10 protein-coding genes are annotated in these 12300 nt (G+C 69.8%); 4 read left to right on the top strand and 6 right to left on the bottom strand.

Going from position 1 to position 12300, the window contains the following annotated elements; translation table 11 throughout:
* Window positions 1–7: 7 nt before the first annotated feature.
* On the top strand, window positions 8–733 hold the full coding sequence (locus ACQP1O_RS31315; protein WP_433561990.1) for a lysophospholipid acyltransferase family protein: 726 nt from the start codon (window positions 8–10) through the stop codon (window positions 731–733).
* A gap of 63 nt (window positions 734–796) precedes the next feature.
* Here ACQP1O_RS31315 and ACQP1O_RS31310 read toward each other — a convergent pair whose 3' ends face one another.
* Window positions 797–1294, bottom strand: coding sequence for a polyadenylate-specific 3'-exoribonuclease AS (locus ACQP1O_RS31310; RefSeq protein WP_433567859.1), 498 nt, complete (start codon window positions 1292–1294; stop codon window positions 797–799).
* Window positions 1295–1432: 138 nt separating this feature from the next.
* On the opposite strand from ACQP1O_RS31310, the gene ACQP1O_RS31305 reads away from it, so the two are divergent.
* Complete coding sequence (locus ACQP1O_RS31305; RefSeq protein ID WP_354843080.1) at window positions 1433–2821, top strand: class II 3-deoxy-7-phosphoheptulonate synthase; 1389 nt, start codon at window positions 1433–1435, stop codon at window positions 2819–2821.
* Window positions 2822–3028: 207 nt separating this feature from the next.
* Here ACQP1O_RS31305 and ACQP1O_RS31300 read toward each other — a convergent pair whose 3' ends face one another.
* Window positions 3029–5029: a PASTA domain-containing protein gene (locus tag ACQP1O_RS31300; protein WP_433561989.1), complete on the bottom strand. Its 2001-nt coding sequence runs from the start codon at window positions 5027–5029 to the stop codon at window positions 3029–3031.
* A gap of 108 nt (window positions 5030–5137) precedes the next feature.
* Between ACQP1O_RS31300 and ACQP1O_RS31295 the strand changes: the two genes are divergently transcribed.
* Window positions 5138–5506, top strand: a complete 369-nt coding sequence (locus ACQP1O_RS31295) for an Rv2175c family DNA-binding protein (RefSeq protein ID WP_357005419.1) — start codon at window positions 5138–5140, stop codon at window positions 5504–5506.
* Window positions 5507–5642: 136 nt separating this feature from the next.
* On the opposite strand, the gene ACQP1O_RS31290 is transcribed toward ACQP1O_RS31295, so the two are convergent.
* From ACQP1O_RS31290 to ACQP1O_RS31275, 4 genes are all read right to left on the bottom strand, one after another.
* Window positions 5643–6620: a phytoene/squalene synthase family protein gene (locus ACQP1O_RS31290; RefSeq protein WP_433561988.1), complete on the bottom strand. Its 978-nt coding sequence runs from the start codon at window positions 6618–6620 to the stop codon at window positions 5643–5645.
* Between the two features lie 11 nt (window positions 6621–6631).
* On the bottom strand, window positions 6632–8296 hold the full coding sequence (locus tag ACQP1O_RS31285; RefSeq protein ID WP_433561987.1) for an alpha-(1->6)-mannopyranosyltransferase A: 1665 nt from the start codon (window positions 8294–8296) through the stop codon (window positions 6632–6634).
* Window positions 8297–8359: 63 nt separating this feature from the next.
* Window positions 8360–9973 carry a phytoene desaturase family protein gene (crtI, locus tag ACQP1O_RS31280; protein ID WP_433561986.1) on the bottom strand — a complete coding sequence of 538 codons (1614 nt, stop codon included), beginning with the start codon at window positions 9971–9973 and terminating at the stop codon, window positions 8360–8362.
* 25 nt (window positions 9974–9998) lie between these two features.
* The gene (locus ACQP1O_RS31275; RefSeq protein WP_433567858.1) at window positions 9999–11108 is read right to left on the bottom strand and encodes a polyprenyl synthetase family protein; all 1110 of its coding nucleotides are present in this window, start codon (window positions 11106–11108) and stop codon (window positions 9999–10001) included.
* Between the two features lie 175 nt (window positions 11109–11283).
* On the opposite strand from ACQP1O_RS31275, the gene ACQP1O_RS31270 reads away from it, so the two are divergent.
* A complete protein-coding gene (locus tag ACQP1O_RS31270) occupies window positions 11284–12282 on the top strand; it encodes a methylenetetrahydrofolate reductase (protein ID WP_433561985.1) in 999 nt (332 codons plus the stop codon).
* Window positions 12283–12300: the final 18 nt, after the last annotated feature.

The raw sequence follows: 12300 nt of genomic DNA, 5'->3' as shown, positions 1-12300 counted from the left end.
GGACGCGATGTTCTACTGGCTGCTGAAGTATGTGTTCCCGGGTCCATGGATGCATCTCGTCAACCGACCCCAGGTTGAGGGCGTCGAGAACATTCCCGCCAAGGGCGCAGCGATTCTGGCCGGCAATCACTTGTCGTTCACCGATTGGCTCTTCACCCCGTTGATGAGCCCGCGCCGGATCACCTATCTGGCCAAGGCCGAATACTTCACCACGCCCGGTCTCAAGGGCCGGTTGCAGAAATGGTTCTTCTCCGGTGCCGGTCAGTACCCGATCGACCGCTCCGGTGCGGACGCCGCCGAGAGCGCCCTCAATACCGCGCGCAAGCTGCTGGACGAGGGTCGCCTGGTGGGCCTGTACCCCGAAGGCACCCGCTCCCCGGACGGCCGCCTCTACAAAGGCAAGACCGGTGTGGCACGCCTCGCCCTGGAGACCGGAGTACCGGTGATCCCGGTTGCCCTGATCGGTACCGACGAGGTGTGCCCGCCCGGTCCGTTCCGCTGGCGACCGCGCAAGGTCACCGTGAAATTCGGTGAGCCGATCGACTTCTCGCGCTACGAGGGCATGGGCGGCAACCGCTTCGTCGAGCGCGCCGTCACCGACGAGATCATGTACGAGCTCATGCGGATGGGCGATCAGGAGTACGTCGACGTGTACGCCGCGAGCCTGAAGAAGGGCGCGCCGTCGGGCAGCCGCCCGGACGCCGACCGCATTCCGGAGACCATGGCGGGCTAGCCTGCCGGACCACCGAGAAGGCCCCGGGAGACCAAGTCTCCCGGGGCCTTTCGCATGCCGGCCTCAGACCGCGCGCAGGCGCCGGGCCGTTTCGATGGCCTCGAATTTGGCGAGGTTGTGGCGGGCGTCGGCGAGCGCGTCGTGCGCGTCCTTCGGGACCGGCGGCAGTGGCGGCCGCCCGTGCTGCTCCCAATGCTGGCGCAGCTCATTGGTATAGCGGGGCAGCGCGTTGGGGAGGTCGACCATGGAGCCCCACAGCTGGCACAGCGCCACGTGGTCGTAAGCGCCGACCCAGGCCCACAGTTCGGGTTCCACGCCGGGGCGGGGGACCAGGAACTTGTAGAGGTCGTCGCGGATGCGCTCGCGCGAACGCCACAGCGGCGAGGACGGCGGCGGTAGCTTGGGCAGGACATTGCGGCGGACGAACGGCCCGGCCTTCTCGGGATCGAATTCGGTGGAGACCGCGTAGAACTCGCGTCCGTCCTCGCATACCACCGCGATGGAGACGAGGTCGATGACGGTCCCGTCCTCGATGAATTCCGAATCGTAAAAGTACCGCAGTGAGATGGGTCTCTCCTCAGCTCAGGTCCGGGTCGGATGGGCAGATCATCCGGTCCCAGCGTAGGCGGCGACCCGGTGTGAGGAACTCGAGCCCTGGGGGTGGTCCGGTTCATCGAGAGCAATCCGTATTCTGAACTGGTGAACTGGACCGTCGACGTACCGATCGATCGCTTGCCGGAACTTCCTCCGCTGCCCGCCGAGCTCCGTCGGCGTCTCGACGACGCGCTGGCCCGCCCGGCTCTACAGCAGCCGTCCTGGGATCCCGAGCAGGCCGCCAAGATGCGCACCGTGCTGGAGAGCGTGCCGCCCATCTGCGTGCCCGCCGAGGTCGAGGAGCTACGCCTGCGCCTGGCCGAGGTGGCCCGCGGCGAGGCGTTCCTCATGCAGGGCGGGGATTGCGCGGAGACCTTCGCCGACAACACCGAGCCGCACATCCGCGGCAATATCCGCACCCTGCTGCAGATGGCCGTGGTGCTCACCTACGGCGCCAGCCTGCCGGTGGTGAAGGTGGCCCGCATCGCGGGTCAGTACGCCAAACCCCGCTCGGCCGACATCGATTCGCTGGGCCTGCGGTCCTACCGCGGCGACATGGTGAACTCGCTGGTCGCGGATGCGGCGCTGCGCGAGCACGATCCGTCGCGACTGGTCCGCGCCTACGCCAACGCCTCGGCGGCCATGAACCTGGTGCGGGCGCTCACCTCCGCCGGCATGGCCGACCTGCACAAGGTGCACGACTGGAACCGCGAGTTCGTGAGCCAGTCCCCGGCCGGCGCCCGCTACGAGCAGATGGCCACCGAGATCGATCGCGCGCTGGCCTTCATGAAGGCGTGCCGCGTCAACGATCCCAACCTGTCCAGCGCCCGGCTGTACGCCAGCCACGAGGCGCTGGTGCTCGACTACGAGCGGGCCATGCTGCGCCTGAGCGAGCACCCGGTCTCGGGTGAGCCGGTGCTCTACGACCTGTCGGCGCACTTCCTGTGGATCGGTGAGCGCACCCGTCAGCTCGACGGCGCGCATGTCGCCTTCGCGGAACTGGTGGCCAACCCGATCGGCCTCAAGATCGGCCCGACCACCACGCCCGATCAGGCCGTGGAGTACGTCGAACGCCTGGACCCCAACAACGAGCCCGGTCGCCTGACCCTGGTCGCGCGGATGGGCAATCAGAAGGTCCGCGACGTGCTGCCCCCGATCATCGAGAAGGTGCAGGCCACCGGCCACCAGGTGATCTGGCAGTGCGACCCCATGCACGGCAACACCCACGAGTCCTCGACCGGCTACAAGACCCGGCACTTCGACCGCATCGTCGACGAGGTCCAGGGCTTCTTCGAGGTGCACCACGCGCTGGGCACCCACCCGGGCGGCCTGCACATCGAACTCACCGGCGAAAACGTCACCGAGTGCCTCGGTGGTGCGCAGGACATCTCGGACCTCAACCTCGAGGAGCGCTACGAGACCGCCTGCGACCCGCGCCTGAACACCCAGCAGTCGCTGGAGCTGGCCTTCCTGGTCGCGGAGATGCTGCGCTAATAGGCTCATAGAGCGCTGAGAGCCCGGACCGCCCGCGCGGCCCGGGCTCTCAGCTGTTCGTGTCTCGTCGCCCAAGGCGACAACTGATTTCGTGTCGGCGGGGGTAACTCGTCGGGTACGCCCAGAATCGGTTCGGAACGCGACCGCCGGCACGGGTGCGCGACGGTCAACGGCTATCGGCCGCCCGCTGAAGTCCCGGGGAGGCGGCTACGGAATCGCGACCAGGGTGATTGTGGAGCCGGGCTGGACGGTGTCGCCGGGGGCGGTGCTCTGCGAGATGACGATCGAGCTGTCGTTGTTGGCCAGCTGCCGGACGGTGACCGAGAGGCCGAGGGCCTGCAGCTTGCTGCGGGCGGTGGAGACATTGGCGCCCAGCAGGTTCGGCATGTCGATCGCGCTGTTGACGATGAGGACCACGCCACTGCCGGATTCGGTGCTGGTGCCCACGGCGGGATCGGTGCCGATCACCTGCCCGGACTTGATCTTGTTGTCGTACTGGTCGCGGGTGGAGCTGACGGTGAGCCCGGCCTTCTGCAGGGCCGTCCGGGCCTCGTCCTCGGTCTTGCCGCGCACATCCGGGACCTTGACCGGCTGTGAACCCTTGCTGCGGTAGACCTTCACCTGGGCATTGGCCGGGAGTACGGTGCCGGGTGCCGGATCCACCTTGGCGACCGTGCCCTTCGGCGCGGTACTGCCCATCTCACCGGCATCCACCGGCGTCAGTCCGGCGTCTCTGATGGCCTTGTCGACCGAGGTGACGTCCTGTCCGGGCTGGATGTCGGGGACCTTCGGCTTGCCGCTGGAGACGAGCACCGCGACCAATGCTCCCTTGGTGACCCGGGTTCCGGCGGGCGGATCGGTGCCGACCACATTGCCCACCGGAATCATGTCCGAGGCCTTCTGCCGGGTCTCGGTCTTGAAGCCCGCGTCCTGCAGTGTGGTGACGGCCTTCTGGGTGTCCATGCCGGCGATCGACGGCACCGACGAATATCTGCCGACGCCGAGCCACCAGCCACCGAGGCCCAGCAGCACCGCCAGCGCGAGCACGATGCTCAACCAGATGACGACCTTGCGCCGCGACTTGTCGCGATCCTCGATCAGGTCCGAGCCGTAGCCACGGCTGCCCGGCGACCCGTACTCGGGCTGCTGCTGGTAGTCCGGCGGGATTTCGCGCGCGGCGGTCATCACCCGGGTCTGCTGCGCCTGCGGTTGCATGTGGACGGTCGGCGGGTCCGCGGGTAGCCGGGTGGTGAGATCGGCCGCGCCCGGAAGGGGCCGGGACGGCGGTGAGACCGGTCCGCGCGGCGCGGGGGTGGGCCCGATCCGGTACTTGGCGCTGAGATGCTCGGCCGATTCGGTGGGTGCGGGCACCCGGTATTCGGGCAGCTGCAGTTCGCGGGCGATGCGGCGCAGGTCGTTCGCCATCTCGGTGGCGTCGGTGTAGCGGTGCATGGGTTCGCGCGCGGTGGCGTGCGCGACCAGCTCGTCGATTTCCGGCGGGACGCCGCTGATCAGGCGGCCCGGGCTGGGCACGTCCTTCTCGACCCGCTGCAGCGCGATGGACAGCGAATTGTCGCCGGTGAACGGTGTTCGGCCGGTGAGCATTTCGAAGATCAGGACGCCGGCGGAGTAGACGTCGCTGCGGGCGTCGGCGGTGCCGCTGGTGACCTGCTCGGGCGAGAGGTAGGCGGCGGTGCCCAGGATCACGCTGTCGGAGGTGATCTTGGCCTCGGCGACGGCGCGCACCAGTCCGAAGTCGGCGATCTTCACCTCGCCGGAGTCGGAGATGAGCACGTTCTCCGGCTTGATGTCGCGGTGCACCAGCCCGGCCGCGTGGGCCACGCCGATGGCGTAGAGCACGGGCTCGGCGACGGCGCGCACCGCGTGCGGGGGCATGGGCCCGCGTTCGCGGAGCAGTTCGCGCAGCGTGCCGCCCTCGACCAGTTCCATGATGAGGAACGGATGGTCGCCGTCCACGCCCTGGTCGTAGACCGCGACCAGCGACGGGTGCTTGAGTTTGGCCACGGCCCGCGCCTCGAGCTCGAAGCGGGTGAGGAATTGTGGGTCGGCGGCGAACTTCGGGTCCATCACCTTGATGGCGACCGGTCGATCCAATCTGGTGTCCACTCCCCGGAACACCATGGACATGCCGCCACGCGCGATCGGCGCGTCGATGCGGTAGCGCCCTTCCAGCATCTGGCCGATCAAACTGCAACCCTTCCGATATTCCCGAGTCCGCCCGGTGCGGCTCACCCGATGGTAGTCGCGTCGGGGTGTGATGCGACGGTCGCGACGCGAGAGACTACCGTGGTCGGCGTGAGTGCCTTTCCATGCAGCGAAGACGTCCTGCCGGATTCGGTGACCCTGATCCCGCTGCCCGACGTGGCCGACCAGTTGGGCATGGTGGTCACGCGGGTTCACCAGATGCTGCGCGACCACCAGATCCTCGCCGTCCGCCGGGACGGCGTGGCCGGCATCCCGAAGGAGTTCTTCGACTCCACGGGCGCCGTCGCCAAGCATCTGACCGGTCTGATCACGGTGATGCGCGACGGCAAGTACACCGACGAGGAAATCCTCGAGTGGATCTACACCGAGGACGACAGCCTCCCCGGCCGTCCCATCGACGCCATCCACGGCCCGTTGGCCCGTGAAGTGATCCGGCGCGCCGCAGCGGATCCCTTCTGACAGCACGCCACCCCGCGCGCGGTGCTGGGGCACCGCGCGCGGCCTGATGCCCGAGGCGCCAACTGATTCGGTGCCGTACGAGTAACTCGTCGGGGACATCCGAGAGAGTCGACCCGTTGCACGACCGCCCGGTCGCTTATCGGAGGGACTCCCCGAAGACCGGAAGCAGGCGCGGAGAGGCGGATATGTGTTCCCGTGCCGCGACGCGTAGGCGGCGGTGCTGGGGAACCACCGCGCGGCGGGTGAAGACGGCGTAGTCGGCGCGTTCGATCTCGTCGAGGATGCTGCCGTAGAGCGTGGCCGCGGTGCGGATGGCCGGGCGTACGCGGGGGCTGAGCAGTTCGATGCCGGGGGTGGCGCGGCGGTAGACGCCGCGGTTGATGGCGATCAGGTGGGCGAGCGCGCGGCGCACCCGCGGGTCCGTGTGGCCGGATTCCCGGCAGTGGTGCAGCAGTTCGGCGTCCACGCCGAAGGCCGCCAGTTCGTCGGCGGGCAGATACACCCGTCCGCGATCGAGGTCCTCGCCGATGTCGCGCAGGAAGTTGGTGAGCTGGAAGGCTTCTCCCAGCGCCGCCGCCGCGGGTTCGGCATCGGCCACCGGGACGACCGTCCCCAGCACCGGCAGCAGTTGCAGTCCGATGGCGGCCGCCGAGCCGCGCATGTAGTCGCGCAGGTCGGCCATGGTGGGGTAGCGGTCGCGATACTGCGGCCCGCCCGGGATGTCCATGCGCATGGAGTCCAGGAACACCCAGAAGTGTTCGGCGGCAATCGAATACCGGCGGATGGTGTCGGGCACCGCGAGCAGTGCCGGGTCCTCGGGCCCGTCGCCCGCGTCGATGGGCGCGTCCACCAGTCGGGCCCGCAGCTCGTGTTCGATCCGATCCAGCCGCGCCGCGGATTCCGCTGCGCGACTGGGCGCGTCGCTCGCGTCGACGATGTCGTCGACCATCCGGGCGAAGGCGTACAGCGCGTGCACGGCCGGTCTTCGCTCCGGTTCCAGCAGCCGGGTGGCCAGGAAGTAGGTGCGCCCGTGGGCGGCCGCGATCCGGCGGCAGTCGCGGTAGGCGCGGTCGAGTCGCCCGGACTGATCCGGCAGCACGGTCTGGTCGGGCACGGCGGGCTGGTTCACGCCGGGCCGGGCGCGGGCGTGACGCCGAGCTGATCGGTCTGCGGGCGTGCCGCCCGCAGCTTCAGCGGATCCACCGTGCGCAGCGAGAGCGCCGCCACCACAGCCGCGAGGATGGCCAGCGTGCCGTGCACGGAATTGGTCACGGGCGAACCGTCCGGCTGGAAAACCAGCATGAGCCAGGCGCACAACCCCACCAGCACCTGCAGGGTCCGGGTGGACAGCGCGAATCCGGCGGCCAGCGCCAGCGGCCACGAGTAGTACCAGGGCAGTGCTGCGGGCGAGAGGATCACGATGGCCACGAACGCGACGAGAATGCCGAGCACGGCCTCCCGCTCACTGTTCTTGAACCGCCACCAGGCCCACACCAGGCCGGCCACCATCGCGACCGCGCACAGGGTGCGAGTCCACGGCAGCACCGACTCCAACGGCAGCGGGGTCACCCAGGTGACCACGTGCGCCATGATGGTCGGCAGCGACAGCCAGTTGATGATCTTCTTGGACCCGGACAGCGCGGTGAGCCAGCCGATCTGGTGGTCCCGCAGTCCGGTGGCCCAGGTGGCCAGCGCGAACACGGCCGCGAAGATGGCCACCCCGAGCGCGGTGATCTTGGCGAAGGTCCGGATCGGATGCGGTAGATCGCCCTCGTCCTGCGCCGCGCGTCGCTCGCGTTCGTGAATCATCCAGATCCACACCAGGAACGGCAGTGCCACACCGGCGGTCGCCTTCACCGCCACGCCGATCGCGACCACCACGATGCCCGCCACGTGATGATGCTCGAGCACCAGCGCGATGCCCGCGGCCATCAGGCCCACCATCAGCATCTCGTTGTGCACGCCGCCGATCAGGTGGATCAGCACCAGCGGGTTCAGCACCGCCAGCCACAGCGCGATGGTCGGCTTGCCGCCCAGGTGCTTGGTCAGATGCGGGATCGCCCACACCATCAGCACCAGGCCCGGCAGCATCACCAGCCGCAGCGCGATGGTGCCCGCCACCACGTTGTCACCGGTGATGGTGGTGATGGCCCGCCCGATCAGCAGGAAGACCGGACCGTACGGCGCGGTCGTGTTGAGCCAGACGGGGCTCACATTGTCCAGTACCGCAGCGGCATTCGCCTTCAACTCCGACGGACCGAACACGTACGGGTTGATGTGGTCGCGGAGCATCGCGCCCTGGGCCAGATACGAGTAGGCGTCGCGGCTGAACAGGGGGACCGAGAACAGCAGCGGGAAGATCCAGATGCCGACGATCGCGCGCAGCTCGTTGAGCGACACGGTGGCGCCCGGCTGCTTGCCGATCACGATGCGCCCCAGCCGGACCCACGCGGTGATCATGGCGACGACGCCGAGCCATACGAACACCGACGACAGCACCAGCCCGTGCCCGAACCGCAGCCACGACAGGTGCATGACCTCCAGCAGGGGGTCGCTGCGCCGCACACTGCCCGCGCCGAACCCGCCGAAGGTGATCAGCAGGGCGCCGAAGAATCCGAGCGTGGCCGCGTGTCCCTCGGGGCTGCGGGTGAAGTCGGAGGCGTGGCGCAGCCAGCGCTGCGTGGCGGTGCCGTCGATGGCGGGGGCGCTCGGAACGGCCGGTTCGGCCGGTGCCAGGCGCGTGATGCTCGCGGCGTCCGGGGTGGCGGCGTCCATAGGGGGGGTCGGCATAGGCGGTCGTTCCCCCCGGAAAGGTAGGCGGCGGCGGCCGCGTTGATTCAGGACGCGGTCAGTCTAGTGTGTGGGCGCGGGGGCCACAGCCCCGGAGTCGGCGGATCCGGTACCGGCATGTCGTGGATCACCCGTCAGGCGCGCCGCTGCCAGTTTCCCGGACAACAGCACGGTCGGCACGCCGACACCAGGCACGGTGCCCGAGCCTGCGAGAACCACATTCGCGCGGCCCCGCACCAGGTTCCGGGTGCGGAAGGGTCCGGTCTGCCGGAACAGGTGCGCGGCCGAGAACGGGGTGCCCGCGATCATGCCCTTGTCCCGCCAGGTGCGCGGGGTATCGAGGTGGTCGACCCGGAAGTATCGCGAAATGCCTTGATAGCCGCGCTCTTCCAGGATGGCGAGTAGTTCGCGCAGGTAGTGGGGGCCGAGTTGCTCCCAGGCCAGTGGCGCGGCCTCGAGATTCGGGCACGGGGCCAGCAGCGAGAGCGGCTCGTAGCGGACGGTGTCGCGCAGGTGCCCGTCCCGGTCGATGTGCTGTTCGGCGCGCTCGATGTAGAGGGTCGGATCGGTGAGCGCGGGCCTGGTGAGCAGCAGCGACGGATCGCTCATCAGCCGCCCGCGGCCGCGCCGGGCGGCGATCTCGTGGAAGGTCCGGTCCCACTCCCGACCGAAGTCGATGGTGTGATGTGCCTGCACGGGCCAACTCTGGGCGACGGCGGCGGGAATCGTGCCGTGCGCCACCACCGCCGACGGCGAGGCCCGCAGCCCGATCCGGCGCCGCAGCCCGAAGCGCGGCAGCGACCCGAGGTCGGCGGTCACCACGACGGCGTCACAGTCGAAGACGCGTCCGTCGGCGGTGCGCACGGCGGTGGCCCGCCTGCCCGTGTAGTCGATCCCGATCACCTCGGCGTTCAGTTCGAGCGTCCCGCCCGCCGCGGTGAACGCGCGGCCGAGCGCGTCGGCGATGGCCCGCATCCCGCCCTCGGGGTAGGTGACGCCCAGGCAGGTGTCCATGTAGGGGATCGCGCCGTACACACCCAGCGCCCGGTTCGGCGCCATCCCCGCGAACAGGGCCTGGAAGCTGAACAGCCGCGCCACCTCCGGGTCCCGCACGAGTCGCCGGACCTTGGGCCCGAGCCGCCCGAACGCGCCGAGCCGCACCAGTTTCGACAGCGCCACCCGCTTCTCCGGAATCCGCACCATGTCCAGCGGGGAATCGAAGTTTGTGTCCATGAACTGCCGGAACTCGGCCTCGTACACGTCTTTCAGCCAGCCGCGCAGCCGCCGGTAGCGGCGCGCCGTGCCCGGCCCGCGCACCTGCGCGACCTCGGCCGCCATCTGCTCCTCGTCGGAGTAGACGCCGATCTCGGAGCCGTCCGCGAACCGCGCCCGATACGCCGGGGCCAGATCGAGAATCCGCAGGCCGACCGACTCGCGGGTGTGCCCGACCACGGCCAGCGTCTCGTCGATGAGCTCGGGCAGGGTGAGAATCGTTGCCCCGGAGTCGATCTCGTAGTCCGGTCCGCGATACGCGCCGACCCGCCCGCCCGGGCGATCGTCGCGTTCCAGGATGGTCACCTGCCGTCCGGCCGCCGCCAGGTACAGCGCGGCGGCCAGCCCGGACAGTCCCGCACCGATCACCACGACCCGATCGGCCGGTCCCGCAACAGTTCTCATGCCCCGCACCCTCGCGCCCGGCCGGTCAGTAGGCGCGCGCGGTGGCGGCCAGGGCCATGGCGCGCAGCTGCCGTTTGGCGTCCGGGGTGGCGGTGCTGGCGTCCAGGGCGGTGAGCGCCTGGTCGGTGAGCGAGCCGATCCGCTGCTCCACGGCGTCGACCGCGCCGAGTTCGGTGAGGACCGTACGCAATTCGGCGACCCGCTCGGGGGTGACGTCGGTGCCGAGGCTGGAGCGGATGAGGTCCGCGGCGGCCGGGGCGACGGCGTCGGCGCGCTGCAGGGCCTCGGCGATGAGGACGGTGCGCTTGCCCTCGCGCAGGTCGTCGCCGGAGGGCTTGCCGGTGACGACCGGATCGCCGAAGACGCCGAGCAGGTCGTCGCGCAGCTGGAAGGCGATGCCGATATCGGTGCCGAATTCGCGGTAGGCGGCGATCAGTTCGGGGGAGGCCCCGGCCAGCGCCGCGCCCATGTGCAGCGGGCGCTCGATGGTGTATGCGGCGGTCTTGTACCGGTTGATCCGCAGCGCGGCCTCGACGGTCTCGTCGCCGGCGGACTCACCGTGGATGTCGAGCAGCTGCCCGCCCAGCACCTCGGTGCGCATGGCCGCCCACACCGGGGCGAAACGCGCGGCGGCGTCGGCGGGCAGACCGGCGTCGCGGGTCATATCGTCGGCCCAGGCCAGAGCCAGATCGCCGATGAGGATGGCGACGCTCACGCCGTAGTGGTCGCTGTCACCCGCCCAGCGCTGATCCCGGTGCCGCTGTTCGTAATCCACGTGCACGGTCGGGAAGCCACGCCGGGTGCGGGAGGAATCGATGATGTCGTCGTGGATGAGCGCACACGCCTGCACCAGCTCCAGCGCGGAGCACGCGGTGAGCACGGCGTCGGCGTCCGGATCGTCGGCGCTGCGGCCCGCGCCCAGCCAGCCGGTCCACGCGAAGGAGGGCCGGGTCCGCTTGCCCCCGCGAATGACGAAGTCCTCCAGGGCCGCCGCCGCGTCCACGAACACCGGTCCCAGCGGCGCGACGATCGGTTCCCGGGTGCGGAAGAAGGCGGCGAGACGGTCCTCCACGGCGGCGACGAGAGATCCCGCGCCGACCGGGTGGCGGGTCGGGGTACCGGGTCCGGCGGACAGGGGGGCCTCCTTGGTGAGAGCCGCGGCGCGGCGCGTGCGCAGCCAGCGGGGTTGTGTCCGACTCTACCGACCACCGGGTCGCCGACGGGAATCGGTCGGGTCCGAATCGGTCTCACCTGCTGGGATAAGCGCAGGTCGGGGTCCGGCACCCGGTACGGGCCCGTAAAATGTCCGCGTGAGTTTCGACAATGTACGGGGATATTCGACCCCAGGCCGAGTTTCCCGCACGCCTCGAGTGTCCGGAACTCGCTCCATAGTTCAACAGCTGGGCCCGCGCCCGGACGGGTCGATCCCGTTCTCGGTCGAGTTCAATCCGCCGCGCGACGCCGCCGGTGAGGCGCGCCTGTGGCGGGCCGCGCGCGAGTTCGAGCGGCTGCATCCGGCCTTCGTGTCGATGACCTACGGAGCGGGCGGCTCGACCCGCGACCGCACCATCCGGGTCACCGGCCAGCTGGCGCGCGAGACCACGCTGCTGACCGTCGCGCACCTCACCGCGGTGGATCACTCGGTCGCCGAGCTGCGGTCGATCGTCGGCGCGTACGCCGACGCCGGCATCCGGAATCTGCTGGTGCTGCGCGGCGATCCGCCCGGCGACGTGCTGGGGGAGTGGATCAAGCACCCCGAGGGCGTCGAGTACGCCGACGAACTCGTGCGCATCGTCCGCGACCTGGGCGACTTCCACGTCGGTGTGGCCTCGTTCCCGCAGGGCCACCCGCGCTCCACCGACCTCGACCAGGACACCCACTTCCTGGTGTCGAAACTCCGTGCGGGCGCGGAGTATTCGATCACCCAGATGTTCTTCGACGTGGAGCACTATCTGCGCCTGCGGGATCGGGCCATCGCCTGCGATCCGGTCGAGGGCGCCAAGCCGATCATTCCCGAGCTCATGCCGGTCACCTCGCTGCGCACCGTGCAGCGCGCGGAGGAGCTGTCGGGCCGTCCGCTGCCGGCCGCGGTGATGGAGCGGCTGCGGAAGGCTGCGGGCGACGGGCCGGAGGAGAATCGCGCCGCGGTCCGTGAGGTCGGCATCGAGATCGCCACGGAGATGGCCCAGCGCCTCATCGCCGAGGGCGCGCCCTGCCTGCATTTCATCACCCTGAATTTCGCCAAGGCGACTAGCGAAGTTCTGGCGAACCTGGGCTACACCATGTCGGCGACTCCGGCGAACGCCTGATCCACCACCCGGCATGCC

The organism is Nocardia sp. CA-151230, assembly GCF_050942175.1.
GTDB lineage: Bacteria > Actinomycetota > Actinomycetes > Mycobacteriales > Mycobacteriaceae > Nocardia.
This window is presented reverse-complemented; position numbering and strand designations above follow the sequence as displayed.

Bases quoted from the DNA above. Each gene is read 5' to 3' on its own strand.
- ACQP1O_RS31285 (WP_433561987.1), bottom strand. From the start codon at position 8,296: ATGCCGACCCCCCCTATGGACGCCGCCACCCCGGACGCCGCGAGCATC.
- ACQP1O_RS31315 (WP_433561990.1), top strand. From the start codon at position 8: ATGTTCTACTGGCTGCTGAAGTATGTGTTCCCGGGTCCATGGATGCAT.
- crtI (WP_433561986.1), bottom strand. From the start codon at position 9,973: ATGAGAACTGTTGCGGGACCGGCCGATCGGGTCGTGGTGATCGGTGCG.